This is a genomic window from Streptomyces sp. NPDC055189 (assembly GCF_053606765.1).
The window spans coordinates 1-16,768 of the sequence record NZ_JBSGSG010000135.1 but is presented as its reverse complement, the minus strand read 5'-3'; the positions used below and the strand labels follow the sequence as shown (position 1 = coordinate 16,768).

The 16,768-nt window shown below is 68.8% G+C and carries 12 protein-coding genes; 8 read left to right on the top strand and 4 right to left on the bottom strand.

The window, feature by feature from the left end; all coding sequences use genetic code 11:
* Window positions 1–39 precede the first annotated feature (39 nt).
* The 4 genes from ACWFR3_RS44605 to metH all read right to left on the bottom strand — a co-directional run bounded on the left by ACWFR3_RS44605 (window position 40) and on the right by metH (window position 7,953).
* Window positions 40–1,626: an ABC transporter substrate-binding protein gene (locus ACWFR3_RS44605; RefSeq protein WP_453740442.1), complete on the bottom strand. Its 1,587-nt coding sequence runs from the start codon at window positions 1,624–1,626 to the stop codon at window positions 40–42.
* A 70-nt stretch (window positions 1,627–1,696) separates the two neighbouring features.
* Entirely contained in the window at window positions 1,697–3,304 is a 1,608-nt protein-coding gene (locus tag ACWFR3_RS44600) for an ABC transporter substrate-binding protein (RefSeq protein WP_453740441.1), read from the bottom strand.
* Between the two features lie 321 nt (window positions 3,305–3,625).
* The gene (locus tag ACWFR3_RS44595; RefSeq protein WP_453740440.1) at window positions 3,626–4,327 is read right to left on the bottom strand and encodes an HAD-IA family hydrolase; all 702 of its coding nucleotides are present in this window, start codon (window positions 4,325–4,327) and stop codon (window positions 3,626–3,628) included.
* A gap of 98 nt (window positions 4,328–4,425) precedes the next feature.
* The gene (gene metH, locus ACWFR3_RS44590) at window positions 4,426–7,953 is read right to left on the bottom strand and encodes a methionine synthase (protein WP_453740439.1); all 3,528 of its coding nucleotides are present in this window, start codon (window positions 7,951–7,953) and stop codon (window positions 4,426–4,428) included.
* Between the two features lie 272 nt (window positions 7,954–8,225).
* Here metH and ACWFR3_RS44585 point away from each other — a divergent pair, with 272 nt between their 5' ends.
* From ACWFR3_RS44585 to mtnB, 8 genes are all read left to right on the top strand, one after another.
* Window positions 8,226–8,990, top strand: a complete 765-nt coding sequence (locus ACWFR3_RS44585) for an IclR family transcriptional regulator (RefSeq protein WP_453740438.1) — start codon at window positions 8,226–8,228, stop codon at window positions 8,988–8,990.
* Window positions 8,991–9,392: 402 nt separating this feature from the next.
* Complete coding sequence (locus tag ACWFR3_RS44580; RefSeq protein WP_453740437.1) at window positions 9,393–10,184, top strand: MIP/aquaporin family protein; 792 nt, start codon at window positions 9,393–9,395, stop codon at window positions 10,182–10,184.
* Between the two features lie 68 nt (window positions 10,185–10,252).
* Window positions 10,253–11,800: a glycerol kinase GlpK gene (gene glpK / locus ACWFR3_RS44575; RefSeq protein WP_453740436.1), complete on the top strand. Its 1,548-nt coding sequence runs from the start codon at window positions 10,253–10,255 to the stop codon at window positions 11,798–11,800.
* Window positions 11,801–11,805: 5 nt separating this feature from the next.
* Entirely contained in the window at window positions 11,806–13,413 is a 1,608-nt protein-coding gene (locus tag ACWFR3_RS44570; RefSeq protein WP_453740435.1) for an FAD-dependent oxidoreductase, read from the top strand.
* 149 nt (window positions 13,414–13,562) lie between these two features.
* Window positions 13,563–14,627, top strand: a complete 1,065-nt coding sequence (locus ACWFR3_RS44565; RefSeq protein WP_453740434.1) for an LLM class flavin-dependent oxidoreductase — start codon at window positions 13,563–13,565, stop codon at window positions 14,625–14,627.
* Between the two features lie 72 nt (window positions 14,628–14,699).
* Entirely contained in the window at window positions 14,700–15,293 is a 594-nt protein-coding gene (locus ACWFR3_RS44560) for a 1,2-dihydroxy-3-keto-5-methylthiopentene dioxygenase (RefSeq protein WP_453740433.1), read from the top strand.
* Entirely contained in the window at window positions 15,290–16,018 is a 729-nt protein-coding gene (mtnC, locus tag ACWFR3_RS44555) for an acireductone synthase (protein WP_453740432.1), read from the top strand. The genes ACWFR3_RS44560 and mtnC overlap by 4 nt, the downstream gene beginning before the upstream one ends.
* Complete coding sequence (gene mtnB / locus ACWFR3_RS44550) at window positions 16,015–16,632, top strand: methylthioribulose 1-phosphate dehydratase (RefSeq protein ID WP_453740431.1); 618 nt, start codon at window positions 16,015–16,017, stop codon at window positions 16,630–16,632. The genes mtnC and mtnB overlap by 4 nt, the downstream gene beginning before the upstream one ends.
* The last annotated feature ends 136 nt before the right edge of the window (window positions 16,633–16,768 follow it).

Below are 16,768 nucleotides of genomic sequence, written 5' to 3'. Positions count from 1 at the left end.
CTCCGGGAGGGGTGGCCGCCTTCCTGCGTGTCAGCCGGGTCAGGCCTTGCTGAGCTCCCAGAAGCGGAAGACCGTCGACGCGTCGAGGCACGACTCAACGCCGTACACGTCGTCGCTGATGACCGCGTACTGCTTGGCCTGCCAGACCGGCAGGATCGGCAGTTCGTCGGCGACGATGTCCTGGAGCTTCGCGTAGTCCTCGTCGGTCCTGGTGCGGTCGGTCACGGCGGCGGTGCCGGGGATGATCTTCCCGGTGATGTCGCTGTTCCGGTAGCCGTTGTCCAGGACGTTGCCCTTGCCGAAGAACGGCTGCGTGAAGTTGTCCGGGTCCGGGTAGTCCGGCACCCAGCCCTTGACGTACACGCCGTACTTGCCGGACTTGATGTCCTGCTCGTACTGGCCGAACGCGACCGACTTCACCTCGGCGTCGAAGAGACCGCTCGCGTTGAGCTGCTTGGCGATCGCCTTCATCTCCTGGTCGGTTGCCGGGCCGTAGCGCGAGGGCGTGGACCAGAGCGTGAGCTTGACCTTGCCGGTCAGCCCCTCCGCGCGCAGGGCGGCCGCGGCCTTGGAGCGCTGGGGGCGGGCGCCGTAGGTGTCGAAGAAGGCGGTGTTGTGGCCGCCGATCCCGGCCGGGACGATCGAGTACAGCGGTGTCGCCGTGTCCCGGTAGACGTCCTGGACCAGGGCGTCACGGTCGAGCAGGTAGGCCATGGCCTTGCGCACGCCCAGCTTGCCGGCGACCGGGTCCTTCATGTTGAAGACCAGGTGCTGGACCTCCGCGCTCGTGCCCTCGACGACGTCGATGTTCTGGCTGGCGTCGGAGGTGTCCTGCTCGATGTCCGCGACGTCGTTCGCGGCGAGACCGCGGTACGCGAGGTCGATCTTGTCGTCCAGGAGTGCCTTCTTCAGGCCCTTCTGGTCGTCGTGGAAGAACTTGAGGGTGACGCCCTTGTTCTTCACCTTGGCGGTGCCCTTGTAGTCGGGGTTGACCGAGAACACGGCCTGCCCGTCGTCGAAGGAGTCGAGCTTGTACGGTCCCGAACCCGTGGCCTGACCGTCCGCGCGCAGTCCGTCCATGTCGTACGACGCGTGGTCGACGATGGATCCCGCACCGGACGCGATCTTGCTGGGGAAGGTGGCGTCGGCGTACTTGAGCTTGAAGACGACCTTCTTGGCGTTCGGCGTCTCGACGCGGTCGAGCATCGGGAACATGATCGCCGGACCGGCGTCGTCGTTGATCTTCATCATGCGGTCGAAGGAGTACTTGACGTCCTTCGAGGTCAGTGCGTTGCCGTTGCTGAACTTCAGGCCGTCGCGCAGCGTGCACTCGAAAACTCTGGTCTTCGAGTCGGTGAAGCCGCACTCCTTGGCGGCTTCGGGCTGCGGCTCGGTGGCGCCGTTCGGGAAGCTCATCAGGGACTGGAAGACGTTGTTGAACAGGAGCCACGATCCGGGGTCGTAGCCGGCTGCCGGGTCGGTGGCCAGGACGTCGTCCGACATCCCCATCACCACCGCGTCCTCGTTCTCCCCCGCGCCGCCCGTTTCCGTGCCGCAGCCGGTGAGCAGGGCGGCGGCCAGCCCTCCCGTGAGGGGAAGGGCCAGCCACTGGTTACGCAAAATCACGAAGTGCCTTGTCGTTGATGTGTATCGGTGGAGCGAAGCCCGGCAGGACTTTTACAGGTGTGCGCGGAGGTCAGCCGCTCACACCTCGGCCGAGCTCCCACAGCTGGAGGTTCGAGGACGAGTTGAGTGCCCACTCGACGCCCGTGATGTCGTCCCGGGCCGCGATGTACTGCTTACCCTGCCAGAGGGGCAGCACCGGCACGTCCTCGGCGACGATGTCCTGCACCTTCTTGATGCTCTTGGAGGCGGTGAGCCGGTCCGCCTCACGGCGCGAGTGCGGCAGCAGCTCGTCGTTGATGGTGGGGTTCACGTACGGCGAGCCGAGGATGTTGTCCTTGTCGAGGAACGGCGTCAGGAAGTTGTCGGCGTCGGGGAAGTCGGGGAACCAGCCCATGCCGTAGATGTCGTACGCGCCCTTCTGCTCGGCGGGGCGGAAGGTGTTCCACTCCGTGCCCTTGATCGACACGTCGAACAGGCCGCTCGCGTTGAGCTGCTTCTGCAGGAGCTGGAATTCCTTCTTGGTGCCCGGGCCGTAGTGGTCCGTCGTGTAGTGCAGGGTGACCTTCACCGGCGTGCTGATGTCGGCCTTCTGCAGCAGGGTGCGGGCCTTGGCCGGGCTCGGGTTGCCGTACTTGTTGAAGAACGAGTTGGTGTGGCCCGTGATCGTGGCCGGCACCGTGGAGTAGAGCGGCTCGGCCGCGTCGCCGTAGACACCGGCGGCGAGGGCGCCGCGGTCGACGATCTGCGCGACGGCCTGGCGGACCGCCTTGGACTTGACGGTGGTGGCGTCCGTGTTGAAGCCGAGGTAGCGGATCTCGAGGCCGGGCGTCTCGACCAGCTCGATGTTGTCGCTCGTCTCCTCGTTGAGCGTCTTGATCTGCTCGGGCGACATGGTGCGCGTCATCATGTCGAGGTCGCCGCCCTTGAGGGCCTTGCCCATGGCGTCGGCGGACTCGTAGGTGCGCATCTCGACTTTGTCGTTCTTGGGCTTCAGCACGCCCTTGTAGTTGGGGTTCTTGGAGAACGTTGTCTTCACGAGCGTGTTGCCCTTCACCTCCTGCTTGGCGGTGTAGGGGCCCGAGCCGTCCAGGTCGAAGCCGTCGCGCAGCTTGTTCTTGGCGTAGTGCTCCGAGCTGACGATGCCCGCGATGGGCGTGGCCAGCTTGTACGGGAAGGTGGCGTCGGGGCTCTTGAGGTGGAAGACGACGCTCCGGTCGCCTTCGGTCTCGATCGCGTCGACGTTGGACACCATGCCGGCGGAGCCGCTGGGGTCCTTGATCTTGATGTCCCGCACCCGCTCGATGGAGAACTTCACGTCGGCGGCGGTCAGCGGCTCGCCGTCGGCGAACTTCAGGTCCTTGCGCAGCGTGCACTCGTAGCGCTCGTTGCCGGTGTCGGTGAAGCCGCACTTCTCGGCGGCGTCGGGCTCCGGCTCTCCGCCGCCGCGCGGGGCGGCCATCAGCGTCTGGACCGTCTGGCGCACGACGTTCCAGGAGCCCGCGTCATAGGCGTACGCCGGGTCGAAGGGCGCCGGTATCTCGGGTGAGGTCGCGAACCGGTCCGTGGTGCCGACGGTGATCGCGTCGTCGTCCCCGCCGTCGCCCGCCCCTCCGCAGGCCGCGAGCGCGGAAGCGAGCAGACCTACTACGGCCGGCAGCACCAAAGTCTTACGGTTCATGCTCGACGTTCTCCAGAGCTGTTGGTCCCGTCCGGACCGACAACGAGGGGTGGGGTCAGTTCGGTCCGTGGGGTGTGGCGATGTTCTCGCGAAGAGATTAGTCCGCACCGCCAGGCGGGCCGGTATGCACCGGAGTTGACCCTCAATCACACAGCGAAACCGGGCGCGGACGCACCGATACCCCGACACGGGAAGGTTTCGTGAGGTTCCCCTTAATCAGGACACAACGCCACTGAACAAGTCTCGCAAATCGCCGCTCCGGCACAGCCCCGACCGACTGTCGACCCCCCTTGGAGTGGGAAAGGTCACATCTTCAACCGTTCAGCGCTTTCCGGCCATCAGGCCCTGCAGGAAAGGCAGGTTGACGTGTTCGAGGGTCGGCACGATGGTCCTGCCGGATGCCGGGGCGATGGGCGCCACGGACGGCACCGCCACCACACGGCAGCCCGCGGCCTCGGCCGCCGCGACGCCGGTCGCGGTGTCCTCGATGACGGCACATCTGGCCGGTTCCGCGCCGACTCCGGCCGCCGCGAGGAGGTAGGGGTCGGGGTGCGGCTTGGTCCGGGTCACCTCGTCGCCCGCGATGGTCAGCGTGAAGTGATGCGATCCGATCGAGTCGAGCACGCGGTCGATGATGCGCCGGTGCGAGGCGGAGACCAGGGCCATGGGTACCTCGTGCGCGGCGAGCTCCGCAAGGAGCCGGGCGGCTCCCGGCATCAGCGGCAGGGCGCGGCCGATGCGGTCCTCGAAGCCGTCGTTGAGCAGCACGGTCAGCTCGGGGACCGTGATGTCGGCGCCGGTGGACTCGATGAGGAATCCGGCGCTGCGCGTCATGGGACCGCCGACGACCACGTCACGCCAGGCCTCGTCCAGCGTGTGTCCGAGTCCGGCGAAGACCGCTACCTCCGCGTCCCACCAGAACCCCTCGGTGTCCACGAGGGTTCCGTCCATGTCGAGGAGCACCGCCTGCAGGTCACTGCCTTCGGCCGTTCGGGTATCGAGCGCGGGAACCGTACTGGTCATCCGGGCACACCTCCATGAGGGACGGAAAGGCCGGTTGCCCCCTTCTGACGGGTGGGCAACCGGCCTGCACTGGACCGACAAGTGTACGACTTGTCCGCTCAGCGCGCGTTGAAGTATTTCGCCTCGGGATGGTGGATGACGATCGCGTCCGTGGACTGCTCCGGGTGCAGCTGGAACTCCTCGGAGAGCTGCACGCCGATCCGCTCCGGCTCCAGGAGCTCGGCGATCTTCGCGCGGTCCTCCAGGTCGGGGCAGGCGCCGTAGCCGAGCGAGAAGCGCGCGCCGCGGTACTTCAGGGCGAACATGTCCTCGACGTCGGCGGGGTCCTCGCCGCCGAAGCCGAGCTCGGCACGCACGCGTGCGTGCCAGTACTCGGCGAGCGCCTCGGCCAACTGCACGGACAGGCCGTGCAGTTCGAGGTAGTCGCGGTAGGAGTCGGCGGCGAAGAGCTCGGCCGTGGCCTCGCCGATCTTCGAGCCGACGGTGACGACCTGCAGGCCGACCACGTCGGTCTCGCCGGACTCCTCGGGGCGGAAGTAGTCCGCCAGGCACAGGCGCCGGCCGCGGCGCTGGCGCGGGAAGGTGAAGCGGGTGCGCTCGTTGCCCTCGTCGTCCAGGATGATCAGGTCGTCGCCCTTGGAGACGCAGGGGAAGTAGCCGTGCACGACGGCCGCCTCCAGCATGTTCTTGGTGTGCAGCTCGTCGAGCCAGCCGCGCAGGCGCGGGCGGCCCTCGGTCTCCACCAGCTCCTCGTACGTGGGGCCGTCGCCCGTACGGGCCTGCTTGAGGCCCCACTGGCCCTTGAACAGGGCGCCCTCGTCCAGCCAGGAGGCGTACTCCTTGAGCTGGATGCCCTTGACGACGCGGGTGCCCCAGAACGGCGGGGTGGGGACGGGGTTGTCGACCGAGACGTCCGAGCGTGCGGGGCCCTCGTCCTCGGTGGCCTCCGGGACCGGGGTGTCCCGCTTGGCCACGCGGCGCTGCTTCAGCTCGGGCAGCGTGGCGCCGGGGACGCCTCGCTTGACCGCGATGAGGGCGTCCATCAGGCGCAGGCCCTCGAACGCGTCGCGGGCGTAGCGGACCTCGCCCTCGTAGATCTCGTGGAGGTCCTGCTCGACGTAGGCGCGGGTCAGCGCGGCGCCACCGAGGATCACCGGGAAGTCAGCGGCCATCTTGCGCTGGTTGAGCTCCTCCAGGTTCTCCTTCATGATCACGGTCGACTTCACCAGGAGGCCTGACATGCCGATCACGTCGGCGCGGTGCTCGGCCGCGGCGTCCAGGATCGCGGCGACCGGCTGCTTGATGCCGAGGTTGACGACGTTGTAGCCGTTGTTGGACAGGATGATGTCGACGAGGTTCTTGCCGATGTCGTGGACGTCGCCGCGGACGGTGGCCAGGACGATGGTGCCCTTGCCCTCGGAGTCCGACTTCTCCATGTGCGGTTCGAGGTGGGCGACCGCGGTCTTCATGACCTCGGCGGACTGGAGCACGAAGGGCAGCTGCATCTGTCCCGAGCCGAAGAGCTCGCCGACGACCTTCATGCCCTCCAGGAGGGTGTCGTTGACGATGTCGAGCGCCGGGCGGGTCAGCAGGGCCTCGTCGAGGTCGGTCTCAAGGCCCTTCTTCTCGCCGTCGATGATGCGGCGCTGCAGGCGCTCGTCAAGGGGCAGGGCGAGGAGTTCCTCGGCCTTGCCCTCCTTCATCGACTTCATGTTGACGCCCTCGAAGAGCTCCATGAGCTTCTGCAGGGGGTCGTAGCCCTCTTCGCGGCGGTCGTAGATCAGGTCGTGGGCGGCCTTGACCTGCTCCTCGTCCAGGCGCGCGATGGGCAGGATCTTGGAGGCGTGCACGATCGCCGAGTCCAGGCCCGCCTTGACGCACTCGTCGAGGAAGACGGAGTTCAGGACGACGCGGGCGGCCGGGTTGAGGCCGAAGGAGATGTTCGACAGGCCCAGGGTGGTCTGTACGTCCGGGTGACGCTTCTTGAGCTCGCGGATCGCCTCGATGGTGGCGATGCCGTCGCCCCGGGACTCCTCCTGGCCGGTGCAGATGGTGAAGGTCAGGGTGTCGATGAGGATGTCCGACTCGTGGATGCCCCAGTTGCCGGTCAGGTCGTCGATGAGGCGCTCGGCGATGGCGACCTTGTGCTCGGCGGTGCGGGCCTGGCCCTCCTCGTCGATGGTCAGCGCGATCAGCGCGGCGCCGTGCTCCTTGGCGAGCGCGGTGACCTTCGCGAAGCGGGACTCGGGGCCGTCGCCGTCCTCGTAGTTGACGGAGTTGATGACGGCGCGGCCGCCCAGCTTCTCCAACCCGGCCTGGATGACGGGCAGTTCGGTGGAGTCCAGGACGATGGGCAGGGTGGAGGCGGTGGCGAAGCGGCCCGCGAGCTCCTCCATGTCCTTCACGCCGTCACGGCCGACGTAGTCGACGCACAGGTCGAGCATGTGGGCGCCTTCGCGGATCTGGTCGCGGGCCATCTCCACGCAGTCGTCCCAGCGGCCCTCCAGCATGGCCTCGCGGAACTTCTTCGAGCCGTTGGCGTTCGTGCGCTCGCCGATCGCCATGTACGCGGTGTCCTGGCGGAAGGGCACGGTCTGGTAGAGCGAGGCGGCGCCGGGCTCGGGGCGCGGCTCGCGGCGGGTCGTCTCCACGCCGCGCACGCGCTCGACGACCTGGCGCAGGTGCTCGGGGGTGGTGCCGCAGCAGCCGCCGACCAGGGAGAGGCCGTATTCGCGTACGAAGGTCTCCTGGGCGTCGGCCAGCTCGGCCTCGGTCAGCGGGTAGTGGGCGCCGTTCTTGCCCAGGACCGGCAGACCTGCGTTGGGCATGCAGGAGATCGGCACGCGCGAGTGGCGGGCGAGGTAGCGCAGGTGCTCGCTCATCTCGGCCGGGCCCGTGGCGCAGTTCAGGCCGATCATGTCGATGCCGAGCGGCTCCAGGGCGGTCAGCGCGGCGCCGATCTCCGAGCCGAGCAGCATCGTGCCGGTGGTCTCGACGGTGACCGAGCAGATCAGCGGGAGGTTCGCACCGGTGGCCTCCAGGGCGCGGCGGGCGCCGAGGATCGCGGACTTGGTCTGCAGCAGGTCCTGGGTGGTCTCCACCAGGAGGGCGTCGGCGCCGCCGGCGATCATGCCTTCGGCGTTGGTCTGGTAGGCGTCGCGCAGGACGGTGTACGGGGCGTGGCCCAGGGTCGGCAGCTTGGTGCCGGGGCCCATGGAGCCCAGGACCCAGCGCTGCTGACCGGTCGACGCGGTGAACTCGTCGGCGACCTCGCGGGCGATGCGGGCGCCGGCCTCGGAGAGCTCGAAGTTCCGCTCGGGAATGTCGTACTCGCTCAGGGCGGCGAAGTTCGTGCCGAACGTGTTCGTCTCGACGCAGTCGACGCCGACCGCGAAGTACTCCTCGTGGACCGAGCGGACGATGTCCGGGCGTGTCACGTTCAGGATCTCGTTACAGCCCTCGAGGTTCTGGAAGTCCTCGAGGGTGGGGTCCTGGGCCTGGAGCATCGTGCCCATCGCCCCGTCGGCCACCACCACCCGGGTGGCGAGGGCTTCGCGGAGGGCATCGGCTCGGGTTCCGTTCGAGGTGTTCGAGGAACCGGACGAGGGGGTCGGCAACGAGGCCATGAAAGAGCTCCCAGAGGTGCGACGGCTGTCGGCTTTGCGCTTCGGTGGAAGGCGCACTCGGTCAGGGTAGCGGGACGAAGGTCCACAGCGCTTGAGTGTTCATGGGGCGGACACCGCGCCCCGTCCGCCCCCTCGTAGAAGGTGTGGTTCGGTGCGGGGCGGGAAACGGCGAGAAACACCGCTGCCCGCTCTGTCGCGGGAGGTCGACAACGACCGATAGTGTTCAGCATTGTCGAACGTTGGAGTCAGAGGGGACGGAGGAAGGGGCTGCGATGGCACGGAACATCCAGTCGCTCGAGCGGGCTGCCGCGATGCTGCGGCTTCTCGCGGGCGGAGAGCGAAGGCTCGGCCTCTCGGAGATCGCGTCCGCCCTTGGCCTGGCCAAGGGCACGGCCCACGGCATTCTGCGCACCCTGCAGGCGGAGGGCTTCGTCGAGCAGGACTCCGCGTCGGGCCGCTATCAGCTCGGCGCCGAGCTCCTGCGCCTGGGCAACAGCTACCTGGACGTGCACGAGCTGCGGGCCCGCGCCCTGGTGTGGACCGACGACCTGGCCCGCTCCAGCGGCGAGAGCGTCTACCTCGGCGTGCTGCACCAGAAGGGCGTCCTGATCGTGCACCACGTCTTCAGGCCCGACGACAGCCGCCAGGTCCTGGAGGTGGGGGCCATGCAGCCGCTGCACTCCACGGCCCTGGGCAAGGTGCTCGCCGCCTACGACCCCGTGGCGCACAGCGAAGCCGCCGAGTCCGACTGGCAGACCTTGACCACACGCACCGTCGTGGACCCCGAGGCGTTCGAGGGCGTCCTGGATCTCACCCGCGCGCGCGGGTACGCCGCCGACGTCGAGGAGACGTGGGAGGGCATCGCCTCCGTGGCCGCACCCATTCACGACCGGCGCCGCATGCCGGTCGGCGCGGTCGGCATCACCGGCGCGGTGGAGCGGGTCCGCAAGGACGGGGAGCTGCGCCCCGATCTGATCGCGGCCGTGCGGGACTGCGCGCGTGCCGTGTCGCGGGACCTGGGCGCCGGGCGTTTCTAGGCGTTTCCTCCGGGCGTTCCGCCGGAAGGCCGTGATCATTCCGCGGGTCGCCCGTGGCCGGTCGCGCAGTTCCCCGCATCCCTTGCGGGGCCCGCTCAACATGCAGGGCGCAACTTTCCGGGCGACCATCGTTGAACGGCGTTTCACCCCGTGGCGACCCCTGCCCCGACCGATAACCCGGAACGATCAATAACGATCGTGTTTTCAATAACAGAACTCTTGACGGACAAGTAACCACGGGGTGAGACTCGCGTCCATCGGTCGGCATTGTCGAACACCTACCGGCATTACGCGCTAGAGTGTGACAAGGCCAAGGGCCGGCAACGACCTCACCTGAGGTCGCGGACCACCGGAGGGACCCGGGGTTCGCCTTCCCCTGGACGAAGGACAAAGGAGTCGCGGGTGTCCAGCTCCGACATCTTCATCGGCGAGACCATCGGTACCGCCATTCTCATTCTGCTCGGCGGCGGCGTGTGTGCCGCCGTCACGCTCAAGGCCTCCAAGGCCAAGGACGCGGGCTGGCTCGCGATCACCTTCGGGTGGGGCTTCGCGGTGCTCACCGGCGCCTACCTGGCGGGTGGCGTGTCAGGCGCCCACCTCAACCCGGCGGTCACGCTCGGCCTGGCCATCGAGGGCGGCACGAAGTGGAGCGATGTTCCGCTCTACTTCGCATCGCAGCTGCTCGGCGCTATGATCGGCGCCGTTCTGGTCTGGCTCGCCTACCTGGGCCAGTTCAAGGCCCACCTCACCGACCCGGCGATCCTCGCGGCCCAGCCGATGGAGGAGGGCCTCGTCGACCAGAAGGCCGCTCCGAAGGCCGGTCCGGTGCTCGGCGTGTTCTCCACCGGCCCCGAGATCCGCAACTACGCGCAGAACGTGCTCACCGAGATCATCGCGACGGTCGTCCTCGTCCTCGCGATCCTCACCCAGGGCCTGAACGACGGCGGCAACGGCCTCGGCACCCTCGGCGCGCTGATCACCGCCCTCGTCGTGGTGAGCATCGGCCTCTCGATCGGTGGCCCCACCGGCTACGCGATCAACCCGGTCCGTGACCTCGGTCCGCGCATCGTGCACTCCCTGCTCCCGCTGCCGAACAAGGGCAGCTCGGACTGGGCGTACGCCTGGGTGCCGATCGCAGGGCCGCTGATCGGCGGCGCCATCGCCGGCGGCATCTACAACCTCGCGTTCAAGTAGGACCGCGAACACCGCCGATGACCGCCTGAGACAGACCGCCGAGAGCACAGAAGAAGCAGGAGCACACCGTGACCACCGACGCACACACCGCAGGCCCCTTCATCGCGGCCATCGACCAGGGCACCACTTCAAGTCGCTGCATCGTCTTCGACAAGGACGGCCGGATCGTTTCGGTCGACCAGAAGGAGCACGAGCAGATCTTCCCGAAGCCGGGCTGGGTCGAGCACGACGCGAGCGAGATCTGGACCAACGTCCAGGAAGTCGTCGCGAGCGCCATCTCCAAGGCGGGGATCACCCACGAGGACATCAAGGCGATCGGCATCACCAACCAGCGTGAGACCACGCTGCTCTGGGACAAGAACACCGGCGAGCCGGTGCACAACGCCATCGTCTGGCAGGACACCCGCACCGACGCCCTGTGCAAGGAGCTCGGCCGCAACGTCGGCCAGGACCGCTTCCGCCGTCAGACGGGCCTGCCCCTCGCCAGCTACTTCGCCGGGCCCAAGGCCCGCTGGCTGCTCGACAACGTCGAGGGCCTGCGCGAGCGCGCCGAGGCGGGCGACATCCTCTTCGGCACCATGGACTCCTGGGTCATCTGGAACCTGACGGGCGGTGTCAACGGCGGCAAGCACGTCACCGACGTCACCAACGCCTCGCGCACCATGCTGATGAACCTGCACACCATGCAGTGGGACGAGTCGATCGCCGAGTCCATCGGCGTGCCGATGGCGATGCTCCCCGAGATCCGCTCCTCCGCCGAGGTCTACGGCGAGGTCACCGGCGGCAAGCTCGGCGACGTCCTGCCCGGCATCCCCGTCGCCTCCGCGCTCGGCGACCAGCAGGCGGCCCTCTTCGGCCAGACCTGTTTCGCCAAGGGCGAGGCCAAGTCGACGTACGGCACCGGCACCTTCATGCTGATGAACACCGGTGAGTCGGCCATCAACTCCTACTCGGGCCTGCTGACCACCGTCGGCTACCAGATCGGCGACCAGAAGCCGGTCTACGCCCTCGAGGGTTCCATCGCCGTCACCGGTTCGCTCGTGCAGTGGATGCGCGACCAGATGGGCCTGATCAACTCCGCCGCCGAGATCGAGACGCTCGCGTCGTCGGTCGAGGACAACGGCGGCGCCTACTTCGTACCGGCCTTCTCCGGCCTCTTCGCACCGTACTGGCGCTCCGACGCCCGCGGTGTGATCGCCGGTCTCACCCGGTACGTCACCAAGGCGCACATCGCGCGCGCCGTCCTGGAGGCCACGGCCTGGCAGACCCGTGAGATCACCGACGCCATGACGAAGGACTCCGGCGTCGAGCTCACGGCCCTCAAGGTCGACGGCGGCATGACCTCCAACAACCTGCTGATGCAGACGCTCTCGAACTTCCTCGACGCGCCGGTGGTGCGCCCGATGGTGGCCGAGACGACCTGCCTCGGCGCCGCCTACGCCGCCGGTCTCGCCGTCGGCTTCTGGTCCGGCACCGACGAGCTGCGCGCCAACTGGCGCCGGGCGGCGGAGTGGACCCCCCGCATGGACGCGGACACCCGCGCCCGTGAGTACAAGAGCTGGCTCAAGGCCGTGAACCGGTCCATGGGCTGGCTCGACGAAAGTGGCGAGGAGTAATCAACATGACCACCCTGCAGAGCGTCCCTGCCCTCGGGACGCATCCGGCTGCCGGTTCCAACCCGAGCCGCGCCGAGACCCGGGAGCAGCTTTCCAAGGCGACGTACGACCTCCTGGTGATCGGTGGCGGGATCCTGGGCATCTCCACCGCCTGGCATGCCGCGCAGTCGGGACTGCGGGTGGCCCTGGTGGACGCCGGTGACTTCGCCGGCGCCACCTCCTCCGCCTCCTCCAAGCTTCTCCACGGCGGTCTGCGCTACCTGCAGACCGGCGCGGTGAAGCTGGTCGCGGAGAACCACTTCGAGCGTCGCGCGGTGTCCCGTCAGGTGGCCCCCCACCTGGCGAACCCGCTCACCTTCTACCTGCCCGTCTACAAGGGCGGCCCGCACGGCGCCGCCAAGCTGGGCGCGGGCGTCTTCGCGTACAGCGCGCTTTCCGCCTTCGGCGACGGCGTCGGCCACCTGCTCTCGCCGTCGAAGGCCGCGCAGGACGTGCCCGAGCTGCGCACGGACAACCTGAAGGCCGTCGCCGTCTACGGCGACGACCAGATGAACGACTCGCGCATGGCCCTGATGACGGTCCGCGCGGCCGTCGAGGCCGGTGCCGCCGTCCTCAACCACGCCGAGGTCACCGGCCTGCGCTTCACCAAGGGCCGGGTCACGGGCGCGGAGCTCAAGGACCGCATGAGCGGTGACGAGTTCGGCGTCAACGCCCGCCTCGTGCTCAACGCGACCGGCCCGTGGGTCGACCACCTGCGCAAGATGGAGAACCCGGACGCGGCTCCCTCCATCCGCCTGTCCAAGGGCGCGCACCTGGTCCTCAAGCGCACCGCCCCCTGGAAGGCCGCACTGGCCACGCCGATCGACAAGTACCGCATCACGTTCGCCCTGCCGTGGGAGGACATGCTGCTCCTGGGCACCACGGACGAGGAGTTCGAGGGCGACCCGGCCGACGTGAGCGTCACCGAGGCCGACACCGCGCAGATCCTGGACGAGGCCGCGTTCTCCATCCGCGACCAGCAGCTGTCCCGTGACCTGATCACGTACTCCTTCGCGGGTCTGCGCGTGCTGCCCGGCGGCCCCGGCGACACCTCGAAGGCCAAGCGCGAGACGGTCGTCACCGAGGGCGCGGCCGGCATGCTCTCCGTCGCGGGCGGCAAGTGGACGACCTTCCGCCACATCGGCCGTACGGTCATGAAGAAGCTGGAGTCGCTGCCGGGCCACCCCCTGGGCGACGACTACGAGCCGATCTCGCAGCTCCAGAAGCGGCTGCCGCTGCCCGGCATCGCCAACCCGCGCGCGGTCGCGCACCGTCTGCTCGTCGACGGCCCGGCGCCCGGCCCGCGCATGTCCGCCGACACCGCCAAGCACCTGGCGACGCACTACGGCTCGCTCTCCTTCGACATCGCCCGCCTGGCGAACGAGAACCCGGAGCTCGCCGAGCGCGTGTCGCCGGACGCCCCGGAGATCTGGGCCCAGGTCGTCTACGCCCGTGACCACGAGTGGGCCGAGACGGCGGACGACGTCCTGCGCCGCCGTACGACGCTGACGATCCGCGGTCTTGCCACGGACGACGTCCGCGCCAAGGTCCAGGACGTGCTCGACAACAAGTAGGCACCGGCTGTACGAGGGGCGGCTCCCGCTGGGGGCCGCCCCTTCGGCGTATCCGGCCTCCGGCGTACCAGGGCGGGCCGCCACACCCCGTACATACGCGTGCAATACGGCGCGGGGAGAGTGGAAGGTCGTACCACGGAGAGGCCACCATGAGATTCCAGGTCCTGTCGATCATCGGCCACGCCCCGCACCCGCTGACCGGCCACCTTCCCGCGTCCGCCGACCGGTTGACGGACGTGATCGAGGTCGGGGTGGCCGCCGAAGAGCTCGGCTACGACGCGTACGCCGTGGGCGAGCGGCACGCGGGCGCCTTCCTCTCGTCGAGCCCCACCGTCGTGCTCGGCGCGCTCGCCGCCCGGACCACCCGCATCAAGCTCCTGACCGGCGTCACCGTCGTGGCGATCCTCGACCCGGTCCGGGTCGCCGAGGACTACGCGACACTCGACCAGATCTCGCGCGGCCGCATCGAGCTGGTCATCGGCAAGGGCGCGGAGGCGGGCCACTTCGACCTCTTCGGGCTCGACGAGGAACGGCAGTGGGATCTGCAGAAGGAGAAGTACGAACTGCTGCGCCGCCTGTGGAGCGAGGAGAACGTCGACTGGGAGGGCGAATTCAGACCCGCCCTGAAGGACGTCACGACCGTGCCGCGCCCCTACGCGGGTCTGCCGCGCATCTGGCACGGCTCGGCCACCTCCCTCAACTCCCCCGACCTGGCGGCCAAGCACGGGGATCCGCTCTTCACCGCCAACGCCATCCAGCCGCGCGCCGCGTACGCGAAGCTGATCGCGCACTACCGCGAGCGGTTCGAGGAGTACGGCCACGATCCGGCGGACGCCCGTGTCGCGGCGGGCTCGGGCGGACTGCTGATCGCGGACTCCGCGGAGCAGGCGGCCTCGCGCTACCGCGAGCTGTACGAGGCGAAGGTGCGCCAGACCTTCAAGCCGCATCTGGAGGGCAAGGCGGGCTACAACACGCCCTTCCGCACCATCGAGGACGCGATCGCGGACGGGCCGCAGCTCATCGGCTCCCCGCAGCAGATCATCGACAAGATCCTCGGCTATCACGAGGTGTACGGGCACGACCTGCAGTCCATCACCGTGGACGGCTTCGGCCTGGAACGCGGCGAGCAGATCGAGACGCTCCAGCGGTTCGCCGAGGAGGTCGCGCCGGTGGTCCGCAGGGCCGCGCCGTCCACGCTGTGGGACACCGCGTGAGCGCGGCTGACCTCTGCTGACCAGCGAGTTACCATCCCCCCGTACCCACCTTGTCCCCTTCTGGAGCGAGCCATGACTCTCCTGACGACCTGGCCGGAGTCCGGCCCCGAGACCGTCATACGCCGCACCGCGGACCCGGTCGAGATCGCCGCCGCGCTCGCCCCCGTCGGCGTGCGCTACGAGCAGTGGCCGGTGCGCGAGGACGTGCCGGCCGACGCGGACAGCGACACCGTCTTCGCCGCGTACCGCACGGAGATCGACAAGCTCAACGCCGAAGAGGGCTTCGAGACGGTCGACGTGGTCGCGCTGCACCCCAGCGACGACCCCGGCTGGCCCGAGAAGGCGAAGGCCGCCCGGCAGAAGTTCCTCGCCGAGCACACGCACGACGACGATGACGAGGTGCGGTTCTTCGTCGCGGGCGCCGGGATCTTCTATCTGCACGTGGCCGGCGAAGTGCACGCGGTCTACTGCGAGAAGGGCGATCTGCTCGGCGTGCCGCGCGGCACGACGCACTGGTTCGACATGGGCACATCGCCCGCGTTCACGGCGATCCGCTTCTTCCACGAGGAGGACGGCTGGATCGGCTCGTTCACGGGCAGCCCGATCGCGGACCGCTTCCCCGACTTCGACGCGATCCACGCGGGATACGCGGGTTCCGCCGCGTGAGTGTCTCTTTCGACGCGGGTTCCGTGGACGCCGTGGTGCTCGACATCGAGGGCACCACGAGCGCCACGGGGTTCGTGGTGGACGTGCTGTATCCCTACGCGCGCGAGCGCTTCGGTGCGCTGCTTGCCGCGCGTGGCGACGAGCCGGAGGTGGCGCGGGCGGTCACGCAGGTGCGGGAGCTCGCCGGTGAGCCCGACGCGGATGCCGCGCGGGTGGAGAAGATCCTGGGCGAGTGGGTCGACGCCGACCGCAAGGCGACGCCCCTGAAGACGCTCCAGGGCATCCTCTGGGCGGAGGGCTTCGCGCGGGGCGAGCTGGTCTCGCACTTCTACCCCGAGGTGATCGACGTGCTGCGGGGCTGGGCCGGCGGCGGGGTGCGGTTGTACGTGTACTCCTCCGGGTCCGTCGCGGCGCAGCGGGCGTGGTTCACGTACTCGCCCGAGGGGTCCCTGATGGATCTGGTGAGCGGCTTCTACGACACCGAGAACGCGGGCCCCAAGCAGGAGGCGGGGTCCTACCGCGCGATTTCCGCCGCCGTCGGGGTGGACCCCGGCCGCACGCTCTTCCTCTCCGACCGGCTCGGTGAGCTGGACGCGGCGCGGGATGCGGGGTGGCGTGTGGTGGGTGTGCGCCGGGTCGGGGAGCCGTACTTCGCAGACGGGGTCGGCGGGCATGCGGAGGTTTCGGCCTTCGATGAGATCAGTGTTGCTGGGAGCGTTCGATGAGTTCTACGAGTGAGACCACTGCTGCCCTCGACCTGGAGGAGGCGGGCGCTGTCCTTGCGGCCGAGGCCGCGCGCTTCGCTTCGTTCGGGTGGATGCGAGGTACGTCCGGGAACCTGTCCGTGGTTCTTTCGCGTACGCCGCTTCAGCTGGCGGTGACCGCGAGTGGGCGGGACAAGGGTGAACTGACGGCTGCGGACGTGGTGTTGACGGACGCGTCCGGTGCCGCGCTCGGCGCGGGGCGGCCTTCTGCGGAGGCGGCGCTGCATGCGCGGGTCGCTGCGCTTACCGGGGCCGGGGCTGTGGTGCATGTCCACACGGTGGCGTCGGTGGCCATGGGGCATCGTCAGCCCGGCGGGATTCCCTTCCGTGATCTGGAGATGCTGAAGGGGCTCGGGCACGGGACGCATGAGGTTGCCGTGACGCTGCCGGTGATTGCCAACAGCCAGGACATGGTTGTCCTCGGGGATCGCCTTGAGGCCGCGCTTTCGCCGGGGATGCCGGCGGTGGTTGTCGCCGGACACGGGCTTTATGTGTGGGGCGCGGATCCTCGCGAGGCGCGGCATCGTACGGAGGTCGTGGAGTGGTTGCTGGAGCTTGAGCTGACGCGGGACTGATTTCTCCCCAACCCCGCCCCTTCCCGAAAACCCGCTGGCGCGGGGGCCTTGGTTGCCGTCAATCACCGGCTCCGCCGAGTTCGTCCTCAAACGCCGGACGGGCTGGAGATTTCCCCGGCTCGGGGAAATCTCAGCC

What these genes read in the sequence shown, in the direction of transcription:
- ACWFR3_RS44585 (WP_453740438.1), top strand. Translation starts at nt 8,226, where the DNA reads ATGGCACGGAACATCCAGTCGCTCGAGCGGGCTGCCGCGATGCTGCGG.
- metH (WP_453740439.1), bottom strand. Translation starts at nt 7,953, where the DNA reads ATGGCCTCGTTGCCGACCCCCTCGTCCGGTTCCTCGAACACCTCGAAC.
- ACWFR3_RS44595 (WP_453740440.1), bottom strand. Translation starts at nt 4,327, where the DNA reads ATGACCAGTACGGTTCCCGCGCTCGATACCCGAACGGCCGAAGGCAGT.
- ACWFR3_RS44560 (WP_453740433.1), top strand. Translation starts at nt 14,700, where the DNA reads ATGACTCTCCTGACGACCTGGCCGGAGTCCGGCCCCGAGACCGTCATA.
- ACWFR3_RS44570 (WP_453740435.1), top strand. Translation starts at nt 11,806, where the DNA reads ATGACCACCCTGCAGAGCGTCCCTGCCCTCGGGACGCATCCGGCTGCC.
- ACWFR3_RS44600 (WP_453740441.1), bottom strand. Translation starts at nt 3,304, where the DNA reads ATGAACCGTAAGACTTTGGTGCTGCCGGCCGTAGTAGGTCTGCTCGCT.
- ACWFR3_RS44565 (WP_453740434.1), top strand. Translation starts at nt 13,563, where the DNA reads ATGAGATTCCAGGTCCTGTCGATCATCGGCCACGCCCCGCACCCGCTG.
- mtnB (WP_453740431.1), top strand. Translation starts at nt 16,015, where the DNA reads ATGAGTTCTACGAGTGAGACCACTGCTGCCCTCGACCTGGAGGAGGCG.